Source organism: Caballeronia sordidicola (genome assembly GCF_000729995.1).
In the GTDB taxonomy this organism is placed as follows: Bacteria; Pseudomonadota; Gammaproteobacteria; order Burkholderiales; family Burkholderiaceae; genus Caballeronia; species Caballeronia sordidicola_A.
This window is the reverse complement of the sequence record NZ_JNFG01000003.1, coordinates 140,802-165,469: the sequence shown is the minus strand read 5'-3', so window position 1 is coordinate 165,469 and position 24,668 is coordinate 140,802. Positions and strand designations below refer to the sequence as shown.

The 24,668-nt window shown below is 61.6% G+C and carries 21 protein-coding genes; 16 read left to right on the top strand and 5 right to left on the bottom strand.

Annotated elements, in window-relative coordinates:
* Positions 1 to 848 precede the first annotated feature (848 nt).
* Positions 849 to 1,748, bottom strand: coding sequence for a GNAT family N-acetyltransferase (locus FH08_RS0102840; protein WP_051887684.1), 900 nt, complete (start codon positions 1,746 to 1,748; stop codon positions 849 to 851).
* 340 nt (positions 1,749 to 2,088) lie between these two features.
* Between FH08_RS0102840 and FH08_RS0102835 the strand changes: the two genes are divergently transcribed.
* From FH08_RS0102835 to FH08_RS0102780, 12 genes are all read left to right on the top strand, one after another.
* Positions 2,089 to 3,567, top strand: coding sequence for an aldehyde dehydrogenase family protein (locus FH08_RS0102835; RefSeq protein ID WP_031356864.1), 1,479 nt, complete (start codon positions 2,089 to 2,091; stop codon positions 3,565 to 3,567).
* Between the two features lie 245 nt (positions 3,568 to 3,812).
* Positions 3,813 to 4,481: a haloacid dehalogenase type II gene (locus tag FH08_RS0102830; RefSeq protein ID WP_031356863.1), complete on the top strand. Its 669-nt coding sequence runs from the start codon at positions 3,813 to 3,815 to the stop codon at positions 4,479 to 4,481.
* A gap of 35 nt (positions 4,482 to 4,516) precedes the next feature.
* A complete protein-coding gene (locus tag FH08_RS0102825; protein ID WP_031356862.1) occupies positions 4,517 to 5,794 on the top strand; it encodes an NAD(P)/FAD-dependent oxidoreductase in 1,278 nt (425 codons plus the stop codon).
* Between the two features lie 60 nt (positions 5,795 to 5,854).
* Complete coding sequence (locus FH08_RS0102820) at positions 5,855 to 7,480, top strand: ABC transporter substrate-binding protein (protein WP_031356861.1); 1,626 nt, start codon at positions 5,855 to 5,857, stop codon at positions 7,478 to 7,480.
* An 84-nt stretch (positions 7,481 to 7,564) separates the two neighbouring features.
* Positions 7,565 to 8,521, top strand: coding sequence for an ABC transporter permease (locus tag FH08_RS0102815; RefSeq protein WP_031356860.1), 957 nt, complete (start codon positions 7,565 to 7,567; stop codon positions 8,519 to 8,521).
* A complete protein-coding gene (locus FH08_RS0102810) occupies positions 8,518 to 9,474 on the top strand; it encodes an ABC transporter permease (protein ID WP_031356859.1) in 957 nt (318 codons plus the stop codon). The genes FH08_RS0102815 and FH08_RS0102810 overlap by 4 nt, the downstream gene beginning before the upstream one ends.
* Positions 9,471 to 11,321, top strand: coding sequence for an ABC transporter ATP-binding protein (locus FH08_RS0102805; RefSeq protein WP_031356858.1), 1,851 nt, complete (start codon positions 9,471 to 9,473; stop codon positions 11,319 to 11,321). The genes FH08_RS0102810 and FH08_RS0102805 overlap by 4 nt, the downstream gene beginning before the upstream one ends.
* Positions 11,318 to 11,632, top strand: coding sequence for a (2Fe-2S)-binding protein (locus tag FH08_RS0102800; RefSeq protein ID WP_031356857.1), 315 nt, complete (start codon positions 11,318 to 11,320; stop codon positions 11,630 to 11,632). The genes FH08_RS0102805 and FH08_RS0102800 overlap by 4 nt, the downstream gene beginning before the upstream one ends.
* Positions 11,617 to 12,993, top strand: coding sequence for an NAD(P)/FAD-dependent oxidoreductase (locus tag FH08_RS0102795; protein ID WP_031356856.1), 1,377 nt, complete (start codon positions 11,617 to 11,619; stop codon positions 12,991 to 12,993). Before FH08_RS0102800 ends, FH08_RS0102795 begins: the two co-directional genes overlap by 16 nt.
* Entirely contained in the window at positions 12,990 to 14,204 is a 1,215-nt protein-coding gene (locus tag FH08_RS0102790) for an NAD(P)/FAD-dependent oxidoreductase (RefSeq protein ID WP_051887680.1), read from the top strand. The genes FH08_RS0102795 and FH08_RS0102790 overlap by 4 nt, the downstream gene beginning before the upstream one ends.
* Positions 14,201 to 14,641 carry a helix-turn-helix domain-containing protein gene (locus FH08_RS48125; protein WP_035565148.1) on the top strand — a complete coding sequence of 147 codons (441 nt, stop codon included), beginning with the start codon at positions 14,201 to 14,203 and terminating at the stop codon, positions 14,639 to 14,641. The genes FH08_RS0102790 and FH08_RS48125 overlap by 4 nt, the downstream gene beginning before the upstream one ends.
* Before the next feature lie 250 nt (positions 14,642 to 14,891).
* Complete coding sequence (locus tag FH08_RS0102780; RefSeq protein ID WP_235210271.1) at positions 14,892 to 15,923, top strand: serine endopeptidase; 1,032 nt, start codon at positions 14,892 to 14,894, stop codon at positions 15,921 to 15,923.
* A 136-nt stretch (positions 15,924 to 16,059) separates the two neighbouring features.
* Here the strand turns inward: FH08_RS0102780 and proX are convergent, their stop codons facing one another.
* The 4 genes from proX to FH08_RS0102760 all read right to left on the bottom strand — a co-directional run bounded on the left by proX (position 16,060) and on the right by FH08_RS0102760 (position 18,930).
* Positions 16,060 to 17,088, bottom strand: a complete 1,029-nt coding sequence (proX, locus tag FH08_RS0102775; protein WP_419177979.1) for a glycine betaine/L-proline ABC transporter substrate-binding protein ProX — start codon at positions 17,086 to 17,088, stop codon at positions 16,060 to 16,062.
* 413 nt (positions 17,089 to 17,501) lie between these two features.
* Positions 17,502 to 17,972, bottom strand: coding sequence for an Lrp/AsnC family transcriptional regulator (locus tag FH08_RS0102770; protein WP_031356851.1), 471 nt, complete (start codon positions 17,970 to 17,972; stop codon positions 17,502 to 17,504).
* The gene (locus tag FH08_RS0102765) at positions 17,969 to 18,205 is read right to left on the bottom strand and encodes a hypothetical protein (RefSeq protein ID WP_152602711.1); all 237 of its coding nucleotides are present in this window, start codon (positions 18,203 to 18,205) and stop codon (positions 17,969 to 17,971) included. Before FH08_RS0102765 ends, FH08_RS0102770 begins: the two co-directional genes overlap by 4 nt.
* Before the next feature lie 134 nt (positions 18,206 to 18,339).
* Positions 18,340 to 18,930: an amino acid synthesis family protein gene (locus FH08_RS0102760; protein WP_031356849.1), complete on the bottom strand. Its 591-nt coding sequence runs from the start codon at positions 18,928 to 18,930 to the stop codon at positions 18,340 to 18,342.
* 153 nt (positions 18,931 to 19,083) lie between these two features.
* On the opposite strand from FH08_RS0102760, the gene FH08_RS0102755 reads away from it, so the two are divergent.
* The 4 genes from FH08_RS0102755 to FH08_RS0102740 all read left to right on the top strand — a co-directional run bounded on the left by FH08_RS0102755 (position 19,084) and on the right by FH08_RS0102740 (position 24,666).
* Positions 19,084 to 20,913, top strand: coding sequence for a helix-turn-helix domain-containing protein (locus tag FH08_RS0102755; RefSeq protein ID WP_031356848.1), 1,830 nt, complete (start codon positions 19,084 to 19,086; stop codon positions 20,911 to 20,913).
* A gap of 92 nt (positions 20,914 to 21,005) precedes the next feature.
* Complete coding sequence (locus FH08_RS0102750; protein WP_051887678.1) at positions 21,006 to 22,013, top strand: flavin reductase family protein; 1,008 nt, start codon at positions 21,006 to 21,008, stop codon at positions 22,011 to 22,013.
* Positions 22,010 to 23,521: an aldehyde dehydrogenase gene (locus FH08_RS0102745; RefSeq protein WP_031356846.1), complete on the top strand. Its 1,512-nt coding sequence runs from the start codon at positions 22,010 to 22,012 to the stop codon at positions 23,519 to 23,521. Before FH08_RS0102750 ends, FH08_RS0102745 begins: the two co-directional genes overlap by 4 nt.
* Before the next feature lie 41 nt (positions 23,522 to 23,562).
* Positions 23,563 to 24,666 carry an LLM class flavin-dependent oxidoreductase gene (locus FH08_RS0102740; RefSeq protein WP_031356845.1) on the top strand — a complete coding sequence of 368 codons (1,104 nt, stop codon included), beginning with the start codon at positions 23,563 to 23,565 and terminating at the stop codon, positions 24,664 to 24,666.
* Positions 24,667 to 24,668 lie beyond the last annotated feature (2 nt).

The following is a 24,668-nucleotide window of genomic DNA, read 5'->3' as shown; positions in this document are numbered from 1 at the left end:
CGACAAAGAAACGAAGCAAAGAAAACGCTTTCAAAACGCGGGCTCGTAAGTTGACCCAGCGTGCAGTTTCTACGTTTTTGGCACCCCAAAAGCACGGTGCTCGCCAGAACGGAGGATGTGTGAAACCCTCCTTCTCCGAACACGGATACCCACACGCTTCGCCACCAGTGACTGAACCTGCCCAAGGGGCACCCCGCGCTATCCGCGTAAAACCATCTGCCAAGTAAGTACGGGTAACGGACCTCGTAGGCAACCCTCCCTGAAACGAGGCCGCGAAGATGCGCGAGACCGTACCTAACGAATGTAACCCCGCCGACCACGCTGACCACGCTGACCAAGCAGCTAACCCATGAAGACCTGTAGCGGTAAATACGCGTGAGTCGGTGCGGGTTTCCTTGGCAAGCGTGCTTGCCCGAGAGCGTGCGGGGCGAAGCGTGTGCGTGTAAGAATTCGCGAGAAGGAGGGGTTCACACATCCGTGGTTCTGGCGAGCACCGTGCTTTTGGGGTGCCAAAAACGTGGAGACTGCACGCTAGGTCAACTTACGAGCCCGCGTTTTGAAAGCGCTTTCTTTGCTTCGTTTCTTTGTCGCTTTGGACAAAGAAATGACGTGCCGCCACGCACAGTGGCTAATGGCGATAAAGAAAAAAGCCAACTCTCGCAGACCGCTAGGCCAGAAAGCAGCAACCCGGCAATGACCCTGACCGCTAACGCAGGAACCTAGCAACCCGGCAATGACTCCGACCGCTAACCCTAGAACCTAGCAACCCGGCATCAACCCCAACCGCTAACCCTAAAAACCCCCCACAAACCCAAACCCCAAGTGCGAACGACCCTCCCGGCGGGCCCTTACATCATGGCCTGATTAATAATTCCAAACTGCTTAACGTCCGGATCGGCGGGAGGAAAGGGCGCTACCGAACCCTTCGGTCCATTCAGTACCATCCTGACCACCGTATCCACCCTCGGCAATCCCAACCCGTCCAGCCACTCGGTCAACCCACTATCCCCCGGGGTATCGATACGAACAAACACCCCCTCGTTCAACGCCAGCCAATGGCTGATCAACGCCTTCGCACGGCTCGAATCTGGCGCATCCGGCGCCACCACCGGCCCAATCGCAAAGCCACGCCCAAAACGCCTGAACAAAGCAAATCCCAGCAACTCGCCATCGTGATCCAGTGCAATGCCATCCGCACTCTCAAGCAACGCCGGCAATACCTCACCCCGATCCAGGCCGCACGCCCGCGAAGCCAGCTCGATCAACTGAGGCGTGTCGTTGGACCCCAGCGGCCGCAACCGCTCACCCGGCGGCAACGACACCAACGGCGGTTGAAACGCCGCTCCCTGATGCTGGTCCAACGTGCCAACAGCCCGGAAACCCAACTTCTCATACAACGGCTGTCCAGCAGGCGTCGCGTGCAAAAACGTAACGCGCCCACCCAGCCGCTCAAGCACCAGTTCCATCAGCCGCTTGCCGATTCCCCGGCCCTGCCATGCCGGCGACACAATCACCATCCCCAACGACGCACGCTCAGCCCCGTAAGTCCAGTACAACGCCGTGCCAATCACCCCTTCCGCCACCTCGGCGACAAACCCCGCGCCCGCCTGCACCACGAAACGCCAGTCGTCCGCCCGATGCGGCCACTTCAGTTCAACGGTCAATGCATGCGCCGCAGCAATATCGTCGCCGGTAAAGGCTCTATAGGTAATTTGTTCGGTAACTCGTTCGTTGACTTGCTCGGACACGCCGACCTCCCTCGATGGCTTTGACTTCAGCCGCTCAGCAACCCCTCTTCAGGCCTGCTTTAATCAAGCTCAAATCAAGCTCAGGTTTCACGCCGCCACTCTCGCATCCCACAACGAACGTGACTAGGACGATCTTTTCATGAAACGACCCCGAAGCCGGGTCGCACCCACTTCGCACCCACTTCGATGCAAAACGGCATGTCGGCGCCCTTATAACGCGTGTGATCTGCTGAGCCGCTATTTTTGTCGGCGATAAATGCTGCGCGCCTGGCCCTACGATTTCATAAGGTCGCGCAGCATCCGCGGCCGCTTCCGGCACCGCTACTCAAAGGACCTTCATATGGATAGCTTCGATCCCGCCGCCGTCGCCGTACGCAGCGGCCATTTCATCGGCGGCGAATATGTGGATGAAGGCGCACGCCGCATCGAGGTCGCGCGCCCGTCGGACGGCGTGGTGTATGCATCGGTACCGCTCGCGGATGCCGACATGATCGAGCGCGCGGTCGAGAACGCATGGCAGGCATTCCGCACGAGCGGCTGGCGAACCATGCCGCCGCGCGAACGCGCCCGGATCCTGCGCCGTTTCGCCGATCTGATCGTTGCCGACGTTGATACCCTCGGCCCCCTGGAGGCGCTCGGTTCAACCCGTCCGATTCGCGATGCAACCGCCTGGGACGTGCCGTTCACAGCCGAAGGCATCCGCTTCTACGCGGAGTTCGCCGACAAGATCGGCGGCGACGTGGTGGCCACTGATCACGACCACCTGGGCATGACGATCGCCGAACCGTATGGCGTGATCGGCGCTATCGCTCCATGGAATTTTCCGTTGGTGATGGCATCGTGGAAGATCGCGCCGGCGCTCGCGGCCGGCAATGCCGTCGTCCTGAAGCCCTCCGAAATGACGCCGTTCTCGGTGCTGCGCCTCGCCGAACTCGCCATCCGCGCCGGCATTCCGGCGGGCATTTTCAACGTCGTGCAAGGCGATGGCCGTACGACCGGTGACGCGCTCGTGCGTCATCCGAAGATCTCCAAGGTCACGTTCACCGGTTCCACGCGCACCGGTGCGGCCATCATGGCCGCGTGCGCCGAAACGGGCACCAAGCCGGTCACACTGGAGCTGGGCGGCAAAAGCCCGCAAATCGTTTTCGCCGATGCCCCGCGTCTTGACGCTGTCGCGCGCCGGATTGCCGGGGCCATTTCGGGTAATGCAGGTCAGGTGTGTGTCGCAGGTTCGCGGCTGCTGGTCGAGCGTTCGCTCGCGGAACCGCTGGCCGATCGCATCCAGGCGGTCTTCAGCGAACTGAAAGCAGGCGCGACCTGGACACCCGGCACAACGCTTTCGCCGATCATCTCGGAACCGCAGGCGGCGCGTATCGAAGCGATTGTCGGGCGCACGCTCGCCGGCGGCGCGACCCTGCATTGCGGCGGCCAGCGAGCCGATGGCGGCGGTTCCGGCTCGTTTTATGCGCCAACGCTACTGAGCGGCGTGACCCAGCAATCGGAAGCGGTTCGCGAGGAAGTATTTGGGCCGGTGCTGACCCTGCAGACCTTTGATACGGAAGAAGAAGCGCTCGCGCTCGCGCAGCACCCCGACTATGGTCTCGCCGCCGGCGTGCATACGGCCGACCTGGGCCGTGCGCTGCGGCTGGTCCGCGGCCTGGAAGCCGGCACGGTATGGGTTAATCGCTACGGCAGGACGTCCGACTTCATGATCCCGACCGGCGGTTACAAACGCTCGGGCATCGGCAAGGACCTCGGCCGCCAGGCTTACGAAGCGAACCTTCGCTTCAAGAGTGTGCTGATCGATTTGCGTGAGTAGATCCGTGGGCCCGAGCCCGCCCGGGCATGCGAAAGGAAGGGCAAACCCTGAGGCTGCGAAGGGGCCTGAACCCCAACCGCAGACTGTGCTACGGACACCCCAAAAAACGCATGTTTTATGTTTTTGAATTGCGCGAATCAGGGACATCTTTGTTTTTGCGCTGATTAAATCTCATACAGGAATGCGCTTTCCTGTTTTCGCCACTGAACCCCTCGCGGGTTCATACCAACGATAGGACTATCACCATGATCGAATTCGAACCGAAGTACATCACCTTCGATTGCTACGGCACTCTGACCAAATTCCGCCTCGCCGACATGACGCGCGAAATGTACGGCGACGTGCTGAGCGCCCCCGACATGGACAAGCTGATCGCCTTCTTCTCGGGGTATCGCCGCGATGAAGTGCTCGGCGCATGGAAGCCGTATCGCGATGTGATCGTGAACGCGTTCAAACGGGCCTGCAAACGCATGAACGTCGAATTCGATGAAGCCAAGGCGGAAACCTTCTACACCGCCGTGCCCACCTGGGGTCCGCACCCGGACGTGCCGGAAGGCCTCTCGCGGCTCGCGAAGAAGTACAAGCTGGTGATCCTGTCGAATGCGTCGAACAACCAGATCCAGAGCAACGTCGACAAGCTCGGCGCGCCGTTCCATGCTGTGTTCACAGCCGAGCAGGCGCAGTCGTACAAGCCGCGCATGCAGGGCTTCGAGTACATGTTCGACCAGTTGAACTGCAACCCGGAAGACGTGCTGCATGTGTCGTCGAGCCTGCGCTACGACCTGATGACCGCACACGACATGGGCGTGAAGCACAAGGCGTTCGTCAAGCGCGGCCATGAACCGTCGACGCCGTACTACGACTACACCGAAGTCGACGACATCCCGCATCTCGCCTCGCTGCTCGGCCTGTAATCCACCCGACTGTAAGCCACCCTTTAAGCCGCCCTATGAAGCTCGACTCCTACTGGCTAGACACCGCACCGCCGCTGCTTTCAACGAGCGATGGTCCGGTCGATGGTCATGTCGATGTGGCCGTGATCGGGGCGGGCTTCACGGGTTTGTCTGCGGCGCTGGCGCTGGGTAAGCGCGGCGCATCGGTGGCGGTGCTGGACGCGGGGCGAATCGGCGGCGGTGCGTCGGGGCGCAACGGCGGTCAGGTCAATACCGGCGTCGCGCAGGACTTCGCTGCGCTGGTCGAGCAGCTTGGCGTGGAGAAGGCGCGCGGTTGCTATCGGGCGTATGCGGCTGCGGTCGATACCGTCGAACGCTTGATCCGCGAAGAGCAGATCGATTGCGATTACCTTGCGTCGGGCAAGCTGAAGCTCGCGTCCAAGCCACATCATCTCGCGCATCTCGAGAAGACGGCGGAAGTGATCCGGCGTGAAGTCGATGCCGATATCGAGATCATCAGCCGCGACCGGATCTCGACCGAAGTGCAGTCGGACAGCTTTTTCGGCGGCCTGCTGCAGCGGCATGGCGGCCAGATGCACATGGGCAAGTTCACCGTCGGTCTGGCGGACGCCGCCGCACGCCACGGTGCGAAGCTCTACGAGAACGCGCCCGTGACGTCGATAGAAAAGGTTGCTGATCGAGGCTATAGGGTTGTGTCGGAGCGTGGAGAAGTCCGGGCGAAGCAGGTGCTGATCGCGACCGGACCGTCGCGGCAAGGGCCGTTCGGCTGGTACCGGCGACGCTTGGCACCGGTGGGTTCTTTCATCGTGGTGACGGAGCCTTTGCCTCCGGGACTGGTGCACGAAGTGTTTCCGAATCTTCGCGCATACACGACCTCGCGCCTGATGCACAACTATTTCCGCATCACGCCCGATTCGCGTTTGCTCTACGGTGGCCGCGCACGCTTCACGGCGTCCGAGCAGCCCTCGGATGCGAAGAGCGGACGCATCCTGCAGGACGGCCTCGCGGCGATGTTCCCGGCGCTGGCGCAGGCGCGTATCGACTATTGCTGGGGTGGTCTCGTCGATATCACCGCGGACCGGCTGCCGCGTGCGGGCCAGCATGAAGGCATCTATTTTTCGATGGGTTACAGCGGCCACGGCACGCAGATGTCCACGCACATGGGGCAGGTCATGGCCGATGTCATCGACGGCCGCGAGAACGCGAATCCGTGGCGTGAATTCGAGTGGCCCGCGATTCCTGGCCACACGGGCAAGCCCTGGTTTCTGCCGCTTGTCGGCACGTACTACCGCATCAAGGACGTGTTTTATTGACTTGCACCAAAGCTTGAATAAACCAAAACCAACCCCAGCCACCCTCGCGGAGAAGTCTCAATGAAACAAGAAAATCTGCAACACGCCGATGCCCCAGCCGGGACTGAAGTGACCGAACTCGAGCGCCTGACGCGCCGGGGCGCGTCACGGCGCGAGGTGCTGCGCGCGCTGACCGCGGCCGGCATGGCATCGCTCACCGGAGCAGGGTTGCTCACCGCGAGCGGCGCTGCGTTCGCCCAGGCGAAGCCGAAGCAGGGCGGGAAGATCCGCGTGGCGACGCAGTCCGCATCCGCCGCGGATACGCTGGATCCGGCAAAGGGCGCGCTCGGCACGGACTATGTGCGTGCATTCATGGTCTACAGCGGGCTGACCGAACTGGATTCGCATCTGGGCGCGAAGATGGCGCTGGCGGAATCGCTCGAAACAAAAGACGCGACTGTGTGGGTCGTGAAGCTGCGTAGCGGCGTGCAATTCCACGACGGCAAAGCGCTTACGCCCGCCGACGTGATCTATTCGCTGATGCGCCATAAGGACCCGGCAACGGCATCGAAGGCCAAGACGCTCGCCGACCAGATCAAGGAAGCGAAAGCCACGGGCCCGAATGAAGTCACCATCACGCTGGAAGGCGCGAATGCCGATTTGCCGGTGATCCTGGCGACCTCGCACTTTCTCATCATCAAGGACGGCACGACCGACTTCAAGACGGCTGTTGGCACCGGTCCCTTCAAGGTCAAGGACTTCTCGCCGGGCGTGCGCACCGTCGTCGTAAAGAACGAGAAGTACTGGAAGCCGGGCATGCCGCATCTGGACGAAGTCGAGCTGATTGGCATTGGCGACGAATCCGCGCGCGTGAATGCGTTGCTTTCCGGCGACGTGCAACTGATCAACGCGATCAGCCCGCGCTCGACGGGCCGCATCAAGGGCACGCCGGGTTTCACCGTGCTGGAGACGAAGACGGGCCAGTACACGGACCTGATTGTTCGCGACGACGGCGGGATTTCCGGCAACGACGATTTTCGTCGGGGTATGTTCTATCTCATGGACCGCGAGCAGATTCGCCGCGCCGTGTTCCAGGGTTTCGGCGCGATCGGCAACGACCAGCCGATCGATCCGACCAACAAGTACTACATGCACGGTATTCCCCAACGTCCCTACGATCCGGAGAAGGCCAAGTTCTACTTCCAGAAGGCGAAAGTGGGCAGCACGCCCGTGCAGATCTTTGCATCGCCGGCGGCCGACGGCTCGGTCGAAATGGCTGTGTTGCTGCAGCAGGCCGCGCCCGCGGCGGGTTTGAACCTGCAGGTCACGCGTGTGCCCGCTGACGGCTACTGGTCGAACCACTGGATGAAACATCCGCTGGGCTTCGGCAATATCAATGCGCGCCCAAGCGCCGACGTGCTGTTCACCCAGTTCTTCAAGTCGGACGCGCCATGGAACGAAGCGAACTGGAAGAGCCCGAAGTTCGACCAGATGCTGCTGGCGGCGCGCGGCGAACCGGATGACGCCAAGCGCAAGCAGATCTACGGCGACATGCAGGTGCTGGTGCACGAGAACGGCGGTGTCGGTATTCCAATGTTCCAGAGTTCGCTCGACGGTTACACGACCAAGCTCAAGGGCCTGGGTTCGATTCCGCTGGCCGGCCTGATGGGCTTCATGTTCGCGGAGCATGTCTGGCTGGAAAGCTGAAGCGGGTCCAGCTGGGCCCTTGAATCAGGCAGTAAAAGCACGCCGCCCGCGCGGGGCGTGCCGTTTCAACCCCGGAGGCGGATTATGAAAGCACACGCGTCACGACTTATTGCTGCTCGCCTGGGCCTCGCACTGCTCACGCTGCTGATTGTCTCGGCAGTGGTGTTTGGCATTACGGGCCTGCTCCCCGGCGACGCCGCGCAGCAGGCGCTCGGGCAGGCCGCCACGCCCGAAGCGGTGGCAGCGCTACGCCACCAGTTCGGGCTCGACCAGCCGGCCTTGCAGCGCTACTTCGAGTGGCTCTACCTGGTCGTCACCGGCAACTTCGGTACCTCGTTGTCGAATAGCTTGCCGGTCAGTCAACTGATCGCCACGCGCTTACCGAACTCGCTCGTACTGGCCGGATTGACGGCGATGGTGTCCGTGCCGGTCGCACTGTTCATCGGCATCTCGTCGGCCATGTTTCGCGGCTCGCTGCTCGATCGCGTGCTCAACGTGCTGACGTTATCCACCGTCGCGGTGCCCGAGTTCCTGATCGCGACCATCGCCGTGCTGGTGTTCGCCGTGAAGCTGCGCTGGCTGCCCGCGTTGTCGTATTTATCCGAGGTGTCGTCGTTCGGCGGCCTGTTGCGGATCTACGCGATGCCCGTCATGACGCTGTGCTGCGTGCTCGTCGCCCAGATGGCACGCATGACCCGCGCCGCCGTGCTCGACCAGCTCAATGCATCGTATGTCGAGATGGCGATCCTGAAGGGCGCGTCTCCCATGCGCGTGGTCCTGCGCCACGTGTTGCCGAACACCATTGGCCCCATCGCGAATGCAGTGGCGCTGAGCCTGTCGTATCTGTTCGGCGGCGTGGTGATCGTCGAATCGATCTTCAATTATCCGGGCCTCGCCAGCCTCATGGTCGACGCCGTCACGAACCGCGACATGCCGCTCGTGCAGGGCTGCGTCATGGTGTTCTGCGCGGCTTACCTGCTGCTCGTGCTGATAGCAGATCTTGCTCAAATCGTATCCAACCCGAGGCTGCGTCAACGATGAACCGACCCGCCAACTCCTCCATTCACCATCCCGGCAATGAGCTCTACGACATGGGCCTCGATGAAATCGTCAATGAACCGGCCGTGCCGGAGCCTGAGCTTGTCGGGCCGAAACCGGGCCTGCTGAAGCGGCTGCACCGGCGCTTCTCTGTACTTGGTTTGATCGGCCTCGTGCTGGTCGTATTCTGGATGACCATTGCGGTCATCGGCCCATGGATCGCGCCTTACAAAAGCGGGGCGCTGTCGTCCGTCGATGTATTCGCCGGTTCAAGCCATGCGTTCCTGCTAGGCACCGACTATCTCGGCCGCGACATGCTGAGCCGGATTCTCTACGGCACGCGCTATACGGTCGGGCTGGCATTGGCCGCGGCGTTGATGGCGAGTCTCATCGGCACGTGCTTCGGCTTGATCGCCGCCGTGTCGGGCCGCTGGGTCGATGAAATCCTGAGCCGCCTGTTCGACGCGTTGATCTCCATTCCGAGCAAGGTGCTCGCGCTGGTCGTGATCGCCGCGTTTGGTTCGTCGATTCCCATGCTGATGGGGGTTGCCGCGCTCGCCTACATTCCCGGCGCGTTCCGCATCTCGCGTTCGCTCGCGGTCAACCTGATGACGCTCGAATACGTGCAGGTCGCTCGGGCTCGCGGCGAACGGCTGTTCTACATCGCGCGCGTGGAAGTGCTGCCCAACATGATCCATCCGATGCTCGCCGACTTCGGCCTGCGCTTCGTCTTCATCGTGTTGCTGCTTAGCGGCCTGAGCTTTCTCGGCCTCGGCGTGCAGCCGCCCAATGCCGACTGGGGCTCGCTCGTGCGCGAGAACATCGGCGGGCTGTCTGAAGGGGCGCCTGCCGTCATGATGCCGGCCATCGCGATCGCGACGCTGACTATCGGCGTGAATCTGCTGATCGATAACCTGCGCCGTCGTGGCGGCCGCGGGCAAGGAGCTGCGCAATGACTGCCCACACAATCGACATGATTCAAGTGAAGGGCTTGCGTGTAGTGGCAGGCGCCGCACCCGATCCGGTGACGGAGATCGTCAAGGGCGTCGACTTTTCGGTGAAAAAAGGCGAAGTGCTGGCGCTGATCGGTGAGTCGGGATCGGGCAAGACGACCATCGCGCTGGCGCTGCTGGGATACGCGCGGCAAGGGTGTTCCATCAGCGGCGGGTCGGTGCGCATCGGCGAGACGGAAGTGCTTGAACTCGACCAGCAAGGTCGCCGGGCACTGCGTGCGCGGACCGTGGCGTATGTGGCGCAAAGCGCATCCTCCGGGTTTAATCCGGCGCGCACGATCATCGATCAGGTCACGGAACCCGCGCTGCTGCATCGGCTCATGACGAAGGATGCGGCACGTCGCAAGGCGATCGAGTTGTTTCGTGCGCTGGCGTTGCCGGAAGCGGAGACGATCGGCGAGCGTTATCCGCACCAGGTCTCGGGCGGGCAGTTGCAGCGCCTGATGGCGGCGATGGCGCTGATTACCGATCCAGCGGTAGTGGTGTTCGACGAGCCGACGACCGCGCTCGATGTGACCACGCAAATTGAAGTGCTTGCGGCGTTCAAGAAGGTGATTCGCGAGCTGGGCACGACCGCTATCTACGTGTCGCATGATCTCGCGGTGGTCGCGCAAATGGCGGACCGGATTGTCGTGCTGAACGGCGGCCGGGTGAAAGAAAATGGTCTGGTGGCGCAAGTGCTCGACGCCCCCGTCGATGCCTACACGCAGCAATTACTCGCAGCCACGCGGCGGCCGGAACCGGTGTTGTCGGTGCAGACGGCAGCGCAGAAACTCGCGCCGCCCTTGCTTGAAATCCGCGGGCTGGCGGCGGGTTATGGCCGTATCGACCGGTATGGTGCGCCGGCCGTGCGTGTGCTCGACGACGTGAGTCTTTCCATTCCACGTGGAAGTACGCTGGGTGTTATCGGAGAATCGGGTTCAGGCAAGACGACGCTGGCTCGCGTGGTAGCGGGTCTGGTCGACCGGGCACGCGGCGAGGTTTTCTTCGATGGCAAGCCGCTCCCGGCTCAGCTATCGAAGCGGACTCCTGATCAATACCGGCAGATCCAGATCGTGTTCCAGAACGCCGATACCGCGTTGAACCCAAGCCATACCATTGCCGATATCCTCAGCAGGCCGCTCGCTTTTTATCATCATCTGCGCGGGTCGGCGGCACGCAAGCGGACGATGGAACTGCTCGATCTGGTCAAGCTGCCGGCATCGATTGCACAGCGCACCCCGGGCGGTTTGTCGGGCGGCCAGAAGCAGCGCGTCAACCTGGCGCGTGCGCTTGCAGCGGACCCCGCGCTGATCCTCTGCGACGAAGTGACGTCCGCGCTCGACACCGTGGTCGGTGCGGCGATTCTCGATCTGCTCGCGGAACTGCGACGCGAGTTGGGTGTGTCGTACATGTTCATCAGCCACGACATCTCAACGGTGCGTTCGATCTGCGACGAAGTGATCGTGCTGTACGCGGGGCATCGCGTGGAGGCGGGCGAGCGCGACGTGCTCGCGGCGCCGCCCTATCACCCTTACACAGGCTTGCTGGTCGACTCCGTGCCGGAGCTGAAACCCGGCTGGCTCGACGCACGCCGCCTGATCGGCATCGCCGCATTGCCGCAGATGGGCGAAAGCGCTGACATAGCCGAGCTGTGCAGCTTCAGGGCGCGTTGTCCGGTTCGTATCGACGGTAAATGCAACGCCACGCCGCCTGCCATGAAGAAGCTGCCTTCGGGCGCGGAAATTCTTTGCCACCATTCAACGGCCGAGCTGAGCCGGCTGCAAACCATCGAGGTGGCTGAAGCATGAGCGGACGGTTCGTGCGGCTGGCGGAAATGGAGCGCAAGACGTTTGTGATTACTGTCGATGGCGTGGCGCGGCAGGCAGCAGAGGGCGACACGCTGATGGTCGCGTTGCTGACCGGCACGAGGACCTTGCGCGACTCCGAATTTGGCGACGGCAGGCGCGCGGGTTTCTGCCTGATGGGCGCATGCCAGGACTGCTGGGTCTGGACCGCTGACGGCGACCGGTTGCGTGCATGTACAACGCCGGCGGTAGAGGGGATGTCGATCGTGACGCAACTGGCTACAGCCGGGGAGGGTGTATGGCCGCGCGGGTAATCGTGATCGGCACAGGGCCGGCAGGCGTGCGGGCAGCCGAGGCGCTGGTCGAAGCAGGTCTGCGGCCTACAGTGATAGATGAAGGGCGGCGAGACGGCGGGCAGATTTATCGACGCCAGCCGGAAGGGTTCACGCGCTCTTATGACACGCTCTATGGCACTGAAAGTGCGCGCGCGGCGGCCCTCCATCAGAGCTTCGACTCGCTCAAGAGCCGTATCGACTACCTGCCTGAAACGCTGGTCTGGAACATCGCGGCGAACGCCGTGCATCTTGTCAGCGGAACGTCCTACCGTACACTCGAATTCGATTCGCTGATCATTTGCAGCGGCGCTACGGACCGGCTGATGCCGGTCAAAGGCTGGCAGTACGCGGGCACGTATAGCCTGGGCGGGGCGCAAGTCGCGTTGAAGTCGCAGGGGTGCTCGATTGGTTCGCGAGTCGTGCTGATGGGCACCGGGCCGCTGCTTTATCTTGTCGCTGCGCAGTATGTGAAAGCGGGCGCGGCAGTGTCCGCTGTCTTCGATACTTCCACGCTCTTACAACGGCTCAGCGCGTTGCCTAAGCTGCTCGCCATTCCAGCAGCACTGAAGAAAGGCATCGCTTTGATGGGAGTGCTGAGGAAAGCGCGGGTGCGGGTGTATCGCGGCGTGCGGCCGCTGGAAATAAGCGGCTCACCGGAGCACGGCGTGACCCACGTTGAGGTCGCGCTGCAAAGCGGCATGCCCATGAAGGTGGCCTGCGACGCTGTCGCGCTGGGTTATCACTTGCGGCCTGAAACGCAGCTTGCCGATCTGGCCGGCTGCGAATTTTCTTTCGATGAAGCCGCGCAGCAATGGCTTCCCGCCACCGATGAAGATGGCCGCAGCAGCGTCAAAGGCGTCTATCTGGCGGGCGATGGTGCACGTATTCGCGGCGCTGATGCCGCCGAACGATCGGGCCGTCTCGCCGCGCTCGCTGCAATGCAGGATGATGGCCTGAAAGTCGAAGGCCTGGCGGCCTTGCGGGAACAACTGAAGGTCTTCAGCCGCTTCGCGGCCGGCTTGCGTGCGGCCTTTCCATGGCCGGCCCGGTTCGCGGGCATGCTGCCAGACGAGACTATCGTGTGTCGGTGCGAAGCCATTACGGCCGGTGAATTACGTCGCGTGGTGCGCGAAACGGGCGCGCAGGAAGCCAATCGTGCCAAGGCGTTTTCACGCGTGGGCATGGGCCGGTGCCAAGGGCGCTTTTGCGCTCACGCCGGAGCGGAAGTGATCGCGGCCGCGGCATCCGTCCCGCTGGCTTCCGTCGGACGGCTGCGTGGGCAAGCACCCGTCAAGCCGTTGCCGGTGGCGTTGGTCGAGGAAGAGGGGGCAATCGAATGACCACGTCACAACAAGCCGCTCATCAAGCCGATCGCCGAGCCGATGTAATCGTGATCGGCGGCGGCATCATGGGCACGACCACTGCGTTCTTCCTGCGACGCCGCAACCCCGCTTGTTCAGTGATCCTGCTCGAGCGCGGCCTGACCGGCCAGCAAGCGAGCGGCGTCAACTTCGGCGGTATCCGCAGGCAAGGCCGCGCGCTGCCGCAACTTGCGATGGCGAATCGCGCGCTCAACACGTGGCAGCGTTCGAAGGAACTGCTGGGCGAGGACGTCGAATTCTTGCCGTCGAGTCATACCCGGGTCTGTTATCACGCCCACGATGCGGATACCTTCGACCGCTACGCCGCCGATGCCCGCGCCTACGGTCTCGAACTGGAAGTGCTGCACGGCAAGGCCATGTTCGACCGCTTCCCTTTTCTTGGCCGTGAAGTGCTGGCCGCTTCCATCTCGCCGCTCGATGGTCATGCCAACCCGCGCCTCGCCGCGCCGGCCTTCGGCCGGGCGGCGGCGCGTCTTGGCGCGCAGGTGGTGGAGAACACGGAGATCGCGCATGTGGAAAAGGACGGCGATGGTTTTCGCGTGGAGACTGCGGCAGGCGTCGTGTATCGCGCGGCGCAGCTCGTGATTTGTGCGGGCGCGTGGGCAAGCCGGCTCACTGAGCAGTTCGGCGAGCCGGTGCCGCTGCGCGCAAGCGGACCACAAATGTCGGTCACCGAACCGGTGCCTTATGTCTTCAAGTCATCGATCGGCGTGTTCACATCGATCAAGCAGGAGGGCATCTACTTCCGCCAGATTCCGCGCGGCAACATCATCATAGGTGGCGGGCCGCCCGGTCCCGCCGATGCCGTGACGCGACGCGCGTCCGTGCTGCCGATCAACACCGTGCGCCAGGTTGCGCAACTGCGCCGCCTGGTCCCGTCGATGGCTCCGCTGCACGTGATCCGGGTCTGGAGCGGTGTGGAAGGCTACCTGCCCGACAGCGAGCCCGTGATCGGCCGCAGCTCGACTACCGACGGTCTGTTTTATGCGTTCGGCTTCAGCGGCTCGGGGTTTCAGATTGGCCCGGGCGTGGGCGAGACGCTGGCCGAGCTGATCGATACCGGCAGTACACCGATTCCGCTCGAGCCGTTTTCGATCAGCCGGTTCGCGGCGTTTGCGGCTGCGTTTGCGTCTGCCTCGCAAGCTCAACCAGTGGTGGCGGCGTCATGAAACAAGCGATGCCGCTGACCGAGGCACGGGCGTTCATCGAGGCACACTTCGATGAACCCGTCACGCTTGCACAACTTGCCGAGCTGTCGGCGCTTAGCGTGTCGCGATTCGCGACTGCGTTCCGGCAGCAATTTGGTTCTTCACCGTACCGCTATTTATGCGGGCTGCGGATCGAACGTGCGCAAGCGTTGTTGCTGGCGGGCGTGCCGGGATCGGTGGTGGCGGCTGAAGTCGGGTTCTTCGACCAGAGCCATTTCGCCCGGCATTTCAAGCGCTTCTGCGGCATGACGCCGAGCATGTATTTGAAGCGCTCGCGCGCTCGTTGTTCATTGCCGGCGAGCGCTGCGTTGTTGCGCGGTGCTGGCAATGGAATTGAGTCGGCAGACCAGCGAACGCTTGCCTGCTCAGTCAGCGAATTAGTCAGCGATTCGGCCTGACCTTTCTCCACGAGCTTCGCCTCGTTCGGATGCGAAGCATGGGATTCACACCCTAAGCTATACCCCTCTCTCCCCGTAAGCGCGTCCTTCCACAGCCCTTACGCTATTATTCCGCAGACCAAAGCCCTGGTTCATCGACTCGCCTCATCGCTTCCTGGTGAGGTTTGATCGTGCGTCCGAAGATCGGGCCGCCGATGAACCGATGGACCACCATGTAGCAATTCAATACGGGGATTGACCGATGCAACCCATGCGAGTGTCAGAAAAATGGTTTCACCGAGCGCTATGGTTGATCGCTTTTGCGTTTGCGGGTTTCCTGATTGGCCTGGGTGGACTGGTTGTCGGGAATTTACCCGGTGTCGAGGCGCCGCCTACGCTGGACTCGCTGATCGATCCGAGCGCCAACGCCGCGATCGAAACATCGATTAAACAAGCGCAAAGCAATGCCCGCGATGGCGAGACCGCCGAGGAGTCCGCGCGGCTCAAACTGCAGGCCGCGACGGCCGAATATACGAGCGTGCACGACACATTCTCGAACTGGCTTGCCACCCGCACGGCGACCGAGCAGGCCGATCAAAACAAGGAGCTTGTCAGCCGTACGCATTCGCTTGAGACGCTCAATGACAACGTCCGTACCGCACAAAAAGCGCTGGACCAGATAGAGCAAACCAACGCACAGAACCGGCAATTGCTGGTGAAGGAACGGGCGGCAGAAGTGGCGCTTCGTACCCAGGCCGAAGAAAAACTCGATACGCTTCAGCGCGGCATCGACATGAAGAATTTCCTCATCCGGCTGGCGATCACTTTGCCTTTGCTGGTGATTGGCGGATGGTTGTTTGCGAAGCATCGCAAGAACCGCTATTGGCCCTTTGTGTGGGGCTTCATATTTTTCGCGCTGTTTGCGTTTTTCGTCGAACTGGTTCCGTACCTTCCCGACTACGGCGGTTATGTCCGGTACATCGTAGGCGTGATCGTGACGATCCTGGTCGGGCGTTATTCCATCAATGCCTTGCAACGCTACCTGCAAAATCAGAAATCCGCGGAGACGTTACCCGATGACCAGCGTCGCCAGGCGTTGAGTTATGACGTTGCTCAAAGCCGCTTTGCGAAGGGAATCTGTCCGGGATGTGAACGCAAGGCCGACCTGAGCAATCCGAAACTCGACTTCTGCATGCACTGCGGCATCAGCTTGTTTGACGCATGCGCCTTCTGCGAAACGCGGAAGAACGCGTTTGCACATTATTGTCCATCGTGTGGGAAAGAGGCGGTTGCGGTTAAGTAGCCGTGAGTCCGTTCGGGCAAGCGCGTAGCCTCGTGAAACGCCGAGCCAGTGTTTTTGCAACGTGGTCGAACACGAAGGCCATATTGCAAAGGTGCAATAGCTCGGCCACTGCCTTGCACCTTCGCAGACCACTCCGTTAGTGCGCGTTACGAGCCGTATCGACCCAGCCGTCGAACTGCGTTTTGTTCGCGGCCAGCCACTGGTCGGCCAGTGTCGCGACGACTGTGGTTGCGCCATTACCCTTGCTGATCGCAAGCTCCCATGACGACCATGTCTCCGATGGAAAACGGATCTGCTCGACGAGTTTCTTCACGACCGGATTGGCCGCGATAAATTGCTTGTTCGCGACCGCACCGTAGTTCCAGGATGCCATCGCCATACGGCACGGATTGGCTCCGCCCGCACACCCTTCGACACCATTCACGAGCGCCGAGCCGTGGTTCGGCACGTTCGGCGGTAATGCGTCGGTGGGCGTTGGCAGCCACACGACGTCTTTACCTGGAACCAGCACGTTGACTGTCCATGACGGACTCCACGCGTAAAAGAACGCTGGCTTGCCTTCCTTGACGCGAGTCACGACGTCCGCCATCAGCGCCTCGTATTTGCCGCTCACCGGATGCACAGTCTGGCGAAGTCCGAATTTGTCCAACTGATAATTGACGACGTCGCCGCAACTCCAGCCCGGATCGCAGCTGATTAGTTGCGCCTTGTTATCGTCACCGAACAGCGCGGCAATCTTCGGGTCCTTCATCTGGTCGAGACTGGTGATGTGGTGCGCCAACGCGGTTTTCTTGTCGATCAGATAGCCGTTGATACCGCCGCCAATGATCTCGCCGCCGCCGACCATTTCGGCCTGGTTCTGGACCACACGAAAATCAGGTTCGCTCTGCGGAAAGTTGACGTCGGTCTCCATGTCGACATCACCTTGCGCGACCGCCTGGAAGAACAGCACGGTCCCCATCGTGCTCAGATTCACCTCGTAGCCCAGCGATGTGAGTGCCTTCTTCACAATCTGTACGGCGACGTAATTCGCGCCCAGGCTGTCGGTCTGGGCATAGTGAATCGTCTTGCCCGCGCCTGGCTGCGCTGGCGGGGATGCGGCCATTGCAGGCGTTGCCAATGCTGTCATTGCCAGGCACGTCCCGACTGTTGCCGCTCGCATCATTGCTTTCATGAACGTTGTCTCCCGATATGGTATTGAGATTTGGGTGGTCTACCGCTGCAGCGGGTCATCGGAGTGGTGACCGGTTTCGCCGTCGTGCAGATGCGATATAAGGTACTTGACACTAAAAAATGCGTCTTCCATCGAAAGGAAGGACGGTGGCGCCAAGATGGCCTACCGTTCAGCGTATGGTGTCGGCGTTGCGGCTTCGCCGCGGGCAGTGGCGCGAAGATGCGTCGAGCGCGGCGGCTCGGACGTTCCACATCATTGGCTGGGGTGAGTCGGGTAGCCGCAGTGACGTGCGATCATGAAGGCAGCGTTGCTGCGTAGTCTGGAGCGTGCATCCGGTGGCTTTGCACAAGGGGCGGGATGCACCCGATTGCATTCTTTTTCCCGACATCACCCCGAAGCGTTCTTCAATCCCACTCGGGCACGCTGTCAGGCATGCTTTTCACGACCTTCGTGACGATATAAGTAAAGTAGCGTTCGATGCCTATTTCACCTATCAGCAGGGACTCGATGAAGCGCTGATAGTGGTAGATATCGCGTGACACCACATGCAGCACATAATCCACGCCGCCGCCCGTTGCATAGCACTGCACGACTTCCGGCGCGGCCAGCATCACCTCTTCGAAACGCCGCATATCTCTCTCCGTATGCCGCGCTAGCGTCACCTCCACCACGATCCGGCTCGCGTTGACGGTCCCGACCCAGTCGAGCTCCGCACGATAACCCTTGATGACGCCGCTTTCCTCGAGCTTGCGCACCCGTTCCCAGGTGGGTGAAATGGAGAGGTTCACCTCTTCGGCAAGCTTTGATTTGGTGATGCGGCCATCGCGAGCAAGAACGCGCAGGATGGCGATGTCGTAGCGGTCGAGCTTGATCACGGTGAGGCGGCCACCGGGCATGCGCGCTCTTCGCTGCGATCGCTCGGCAATGCAGTTATGTCCGCCCGATCAGGGTTTGCCACTAACGCGATCTGAACACACGCGCGCTGATCCGCGCTCATTTGGCGAAACAGGACGACCTTCTCAAGAGGCATGGCCGAAGCAAGCGCCGACAGGTAGCTTGCTTCGTAATCAGAACGTATGTTGGCGATCAAAGCGATCGGGTCAGACATGAAAACTCCAACGGCATGCAGGTGAAGTTCGAATTCAAAGTGACCAGCCCATGCAAAGCCGTCGCGTGCGAGCGCTGTCAAGCGGCGTTCAGATCAAGCCGGTCCGAATCACCACCGCCAGCACGTCCTGCTGATCAAGCGCTCGCCTTTTCGGCCTCCATCTCCGCCATGTCCTGGAAGCGATCAGCAATGCGCGGATGAGCGCGCCCGCCGTCCGCCGCACCGATCGCGATCAGGATCTCGTCGGGGCCGGGAGCATCCGCCACCTGGAACGTTGCCGTGATGAAGTGCGATCGCTTGCCCGTTTCGGACTTATGGATCATAGGGACAGACAGGAGCGCGCCTGGGGCTGAGCGCGTGTTGGTGAAGCTGAGAAAAGCAGTGCCGTTGACCGCCTCGCGGAACATATTGCCAAAGCGAAGCGTATGGATCAGTGCCGAGCCGTGCTCGATCTCACCGTTGACACCGACAGTCGCTGCCTTGCCATACGCCTCGACGCGATCGGCCGGCATGATGGCCACAAGCCGGCGTGTCATCTCGGCGCCAAGCACCGGAGCCAGTCGCAGGATCTCCGGCCGGAGGTCTTCCACGAAGCCCTGACCTGCCCACGGGTTGCGAACAATGGCTGCAACCACCACCGTCGTAATGGGCCGCTCTGCTGCCCGGCCACCCTCAATGACGGTCTCTTCAATAAACGTCGCGATCTTGCGAATCCCAGTTTCCATTTGCGCACTCCATTGGCCAGCGTGGTTAGGTTCGTCCTATACCGAATGCTAACGATGGGAACCGGGTGCGTCCTCCGCGTCTTCGGCGGATGAATCTTTTATTTTTTGCTACGTTATGTCGTATATTGAAATAAGACTTTTGGATGCTTTGATATGCCAGATCAATTGTCGCGGATCATGTCGCTGCGTGATGTCGCGAGCCAAATCAACTCGGACGGCGACCTCGATACGCTGCTGCGGGACCTGATCCAGGCGGCATGCAGACACGGCTCGTGGGACCTGGGCTCGATCATGACCGTGGACCTGGCGCACGGTTACGCGCTGGTCACCGCGCGTCATGAGACCAATGCGATGCTGCGCCGCCCGCTGGGAGATCGCTGGGAACTGGCGACCAGTCCCGCGCTGGTTGCCTTGCAGCGCTTCGAGCCTGTGTACATCCGCGACGCGCGTGAGTCCGTTGAATTCCCTGGTTATCGGCTTGAAGCCCATGAGCGTGGTTATTGCACCGTGCTGATCTATCCCATGGCGAGCGTCGATGTAGAGGGGCGGCCCATGGTGATGTCCGTGACGTCGCGCAAAGTGGTGGATGTATCCGCGGATGACCTCGCGTTCATGGGGATCATCGTGCATCTGGGCGCGATTGCGATTGAACGTGCGCATCGTCATCGCGCGCAGATTGCTGCGGCCGAGCAATTGCGCCGCGTGCTCGGCGCTCAGGGTTCGCTGTTGCAGGAAGTGCTTGCTGGCGGGTCCATAGAATCCCTCACGGCCATGCTCGGCGATCTTCTCAATGCCCCTGTGCTCATTCTGGATTTCTTCGCAAGCAGCCTGCTTGCGTCCGCGTCGCCGGTGCCGGGCGTTCATGACGACGACGCGTGGCGCCTCACGCTCGAGGGCGCGACGGGTCGCCAGATTCTTGGTGAGGTCCGGGACGCTGTGACCACGCGGCGCGCGGAGACGATCACCCTGCATCTTGGCGACAAGCTCTCGCTCGACGCCCGCATAGAACCGCTCATGGTCGACGACGAAGCGGTCGGCGCGTTACTGACCTTCGACAAGTCCGACCCGAATGATCTGCAGAAACTCCTCATCGAAAGTGCGAAGTTTGCGTTGAGCGTGCAGTTGATGCGCAGCGTCATACGCTTTCGCTTCGAGACCCGAACGCTGACCGAATTGTTCTTCGAGATCGTCGAACGGCGCTGGCGCGACGAGCAGGATATGCTGCGCCGCGCCCGACGTCTCGGGCTGTCGCTCGCGTCGCCCATGCGCATGCTCGTGACTGATTTTCCGGATCGGTCGGACGGGTCCGCCGATCTTTCTGTCGATGCCCATCGCGCAGTCGCGCAGCTCGCGGCGCAGCTGCATGTTGCGGTGCACATCGTGACAGTCGGCGGGGCGCTGGTGTGTCTCGTGCCGCAGGAAGAGGGCATGGAACTGGACCGCGTCGCACGACTGGCGCAGCGCGTCTCCGAGACCTTGTTCCGGTCGTTCGGCAGTGAACCCATCGTAGTCGTTGGCGATACGTGTGAAGGTCTCGAATCGATCGCCAAGGAATGGGAGCGCTGCTGGCGCATGATCCGGGTCGCCCGCACGTTCGGCAGACGGGGCGCAATGACTGTTCCCGACTTCGGGCCGTTGCCCATGCTTATAGGCGCCGCCGACTCAGCCGACGTGCGCAGCTTTATCGACGGCGCCATAGGCCGGGTAGTGGAACACGACAAGAAGCACAAGTCGGCTTACCTCGAGACCCTGGCCGCGTATGTTCGCTCGGGCTGTCGCAGTCAGCATTGCGCCGATGCGATGGACCTTCACGTGACCACGCTGCGGTATCGCCTCTCGCGGATCTCTGACCTGTTCGGCATCCAGGTCGAAACGCCGGAGCAGCGTTTCGCGATCGAGCTTGCGTTGCAACTGCACAGCCTGGTCGATAGCACCATACCGTCCGCGAAGCACTCGAAGCCGATACCTCGAATGAGAGGTTAATCAGGCTCGGATGTCCTCCGATCCAGCGGAAGAAATCGTTTTTTGCATGGCTTAACTTAGACCTCAACGTAACGACGTTCGAGGTGAAGTGCATGCAAGCCGAAGTTTCAGACAAACCTGTCGCCGTCGATCCGGTGGCCTTGCGCCGAGCGTTCGGCACCTTCGTGACAGGGGTGACGGTCATCACCACCCGCGACGCCGAAGGCCGTCCGCGAGGGATGACGGCAAACTCGTTCACGTCGGTGTCGCTCGATCCGCCGCTTCTGCTCGTATGCGTAGGAAAGGGTGCTTCGAGCTTTCCTGTCTTCCAGGATACCGATCACTTCGCCGTCAATCTGCTGCACGAAGCGCAGACCGACGTCTCCAATCTGTTCGCCTCCAAATCCGCCGATAAATTCGCCGCCGTCAGTCACGACGGCGTGCACACCGGCGCCCCGGTCCTGACCGAATGCCTGACGTGGTTCGACTGCACGGTTCATGACCGGGTCGATGCCGGGGACCACACGATTCTCATCGGCCGCGTCCAGGCCTTTGGAACGAGCCCTTCAGCACCGCTGGGCTTTTGCCGCGGCCGCTATGCGCAGGTCAAGAATCCGTTGCCGCCCGGCTGGCTTTCATCGCACAACATGATGGTCGGCTATCTCATCGCGGCAGAAGGGTCGCTGCTATTGGCCGGCGATGGCAAGAACGGCTGGACGCTGCCAAGCGCTCCGCACCGGCTCGTCAATGGCCGGCTTCCTATTGCAGGAGGCGACGATCTGGAATTGCTGCCCGACGATACGTTCCTCTATTCCGTCTTCGACGCCGCCGGCAGCGATTCTGGTTACCTGATCTATCGCGCCCGGCTGGCGCTGCCGCGTGCGGCTTGCGAGATCCCCCAGAACTTCCGTTTCTTCCCGCTCGACCAGCTTCCGTACGACGACATTCCAACGATGGAAATACGCGGAATGCTGCGGCGCTTTGTGACCGAGAGCGCAGGCGGACGGTTCGGCATCTACATGGATTCACACGATGGTGGCCGTGTCGCGATGGTGAGCGCAGCGCAGCCACACACCACACATGCAGCATTTGCAACCCTGAATCTGGAAAGGACACGATGAAAACGACAGTCGAAAGTTTGCAAGGGTCGAGACAAAATCTATTCATCCATGGAGAGTTCACGCCTCCACGCAGCGGCCAGTATGTACCGAGTTATGACCCCACGACGGCGCAGCCCTGGTACGAGTTTGCGCAGGCGAATGCCGAGGACGTGGATGCCGCTGTACGTTCAGCGCAAGCGGCGCTGAAGAACCCGGCGTGGCGGCGGATCACGCAAACCGATCGCGGCAAACTGGTGCGCCGTCTCGCTGATCTCGTTCTCGCGAACGCTGACGAACTGGCGCTGATCGAATGCCGCGACAACGGCAAGCTCATCAAGGAAATGCGTGCGCAAATGCGGGCGATCCCTGATTCGTATCTCTACTTTGCCGGCATGGCCGACAAGCTTCAAGGCGACACGATTCCCGTCAACAAGCTCGACACGCTGAACTTCAATTTGCGTGAACCGATTGGCGTGGTGGGGATGATCATCCCGTGGAATTCGCCACTGATGATGCTCACAGGCACGCTCGCGCCGTGTCTGGCGATAGGCAATACGGTGGTGGTGAAGCCCTCGGAACACGCGACGGCTTCGACGCTCGCGCTGGCTGAACTGGCGATACAAGCGGGCTTTCCGCCGGGCGTGTTCAACGTGGTCACCGGCGACGGCGCGACCACCGGCGACGCGCTCACGCGCCATCCCGGCATTTCCAAATTTGTGTTCACCGGCAGCACGGTGACCGGTCGCAAGATTGCCGGCAACGCGGCGGAAAATCTCGTCCCCTGCCAGATGGAATTGGGAGGTAAGTCGCCCCACGTCGTGTTCTCGGATGTCGACGTGGAACGGGCGGTGAACGGTGTTGTGTCGGGCATCTTCGCGGCGGCCGGGCAGACCTGTGTGGCGGGTTCGCGCTGCTTCGTCGAGGCACCGGTGTATGAGCGCTTTGTTGAGGCGCTGGTTGAGCGTACGCGTCGTGTCAAGGTCGGACACCCAATGGCCGACGACACGGATATCGGGCCGCTCGCGCTCGCCAGTCAGCTCGACAAGGTAATGGGTTACGTCGCGTCCGGTGTGCACGAAGGCGCGAAGATCGCAGTAGGCGGCGGCCAGCCGAAAGACTCGGCGCTATCACGTGGCTGGTACTTCGAGCCGACCGTGATGACGCAGGCTCGCAACGAGATGCGCTTCATGCAGGAGGAGATTTTTGGACCGGTCGTGGGCGTGGTTCCATTCAACACGGAAGAGGAACTCATCGCACTTGCCAACGATACCGAATACGGCTTGGCCGCAGGCATCTGGACCCAGAACATCGACCGCGCGCTGCGCTTTGCACGCGACATTGAGGCGGGCACGGTCTGGGTCAACACCTATCGCTCGGCGGCCTATATGTCTGCGAACGGCGGCACCAAGCGAAGCGGTTACGGCCGTCGCGGCGGCTTCGAAGTGATGCGCGAGTTCTCGCGTCTGAAGAACGTCGTGATCGATTACTCGGGCGCCATGCAGGACCCGTTCGTGATTCGTTTGCGCTAAGCCACGCGCCTTGCCAAAAAAACCAAATCAAGAGACCCATTATGAAATTTGCCATCTCGATCAGCATGGAGCGGTTTTCGCCGACGGATTCAATGTCGACTGCCATGTCCAATATGCTTGCGCTCGCCCGCATAGCCGATGAAGGCGGGTTCGAGACGCTCTGGACCGCCGAGCATCACACCATCGAATGCACCGTGTCGCCTAATCCGTTCACTATCCTGACGTGGCTGTCCCAGCACACGCAGCGCATCAGGCTCGGGACGGCGACGCTGGTCGCGCCATATTGGTCGCCGATCCGGCTCGCAGGCGAAGCCGCCATGTGCGATCACCTGACCGGTGGACGCCTCGAATTCGGGATTGCGCGCGGTGCGTATCAGTACGAGTTCGATCGCATGGCCGGCGGCATTCCTCAGCAGGAGGGCGTAGGGTATATGAAGGAGCTCGTGCCGGCCGTGCAGAAGCTCTGGGCAGGGGACTACGCCCATGACGGACACTACTGGAAGTTTCCGCTTGCCACCTCCGTGCCCAAGCCATTGCAGCAACCCCATCCGCCTATCTGGGTCGCCACGCGGGACCCCGGCAGTTTCGACTGGGCAGTGGGAATTGGCGCGAACATCTTGTCTACCCCGCTGTCCTCACCGCCGGCTGAGGTCGCCGTGCTCGGCGAGAAATTTCGCAAGGCGGTCGCCGACCATCCCGAACGTGCACGCCCGCGCTTCATGATGCAGCGTCGCACATGCGTCTACGATCGCCCTGATGACTGGCAAACCGTTGTGCGCCACAGCGTGGACTATGGCCGCACCTTCGAGAACCTGATGCAGAATATTGGCACCGTTACGGATGGTTTCCCTGAGCCCGTGCCTTACGAGACCGTGGCGAATCGTGCCAACTACGACCCGGCCAACATTCGCGATAACCTGATGTTCGGCACGCCGGACGAAGTGATCAGGAAGCTGCAGATCTACGAGGATCAGGGCGTCGATCAATACTGTCTGGGCCTCTCGTTCAATCTGCCGTTCGAGCTGCAGGTCAAGACGTTGCGACTCTTTATCGATGAAGTGATGCCGCACTTTGCCGCCCGCGATTCTGCCAGCGAACGGCAATCGCAAGGCGAGCGGAAGGCTGTTGCAGCCGCGGGGTACTGAGC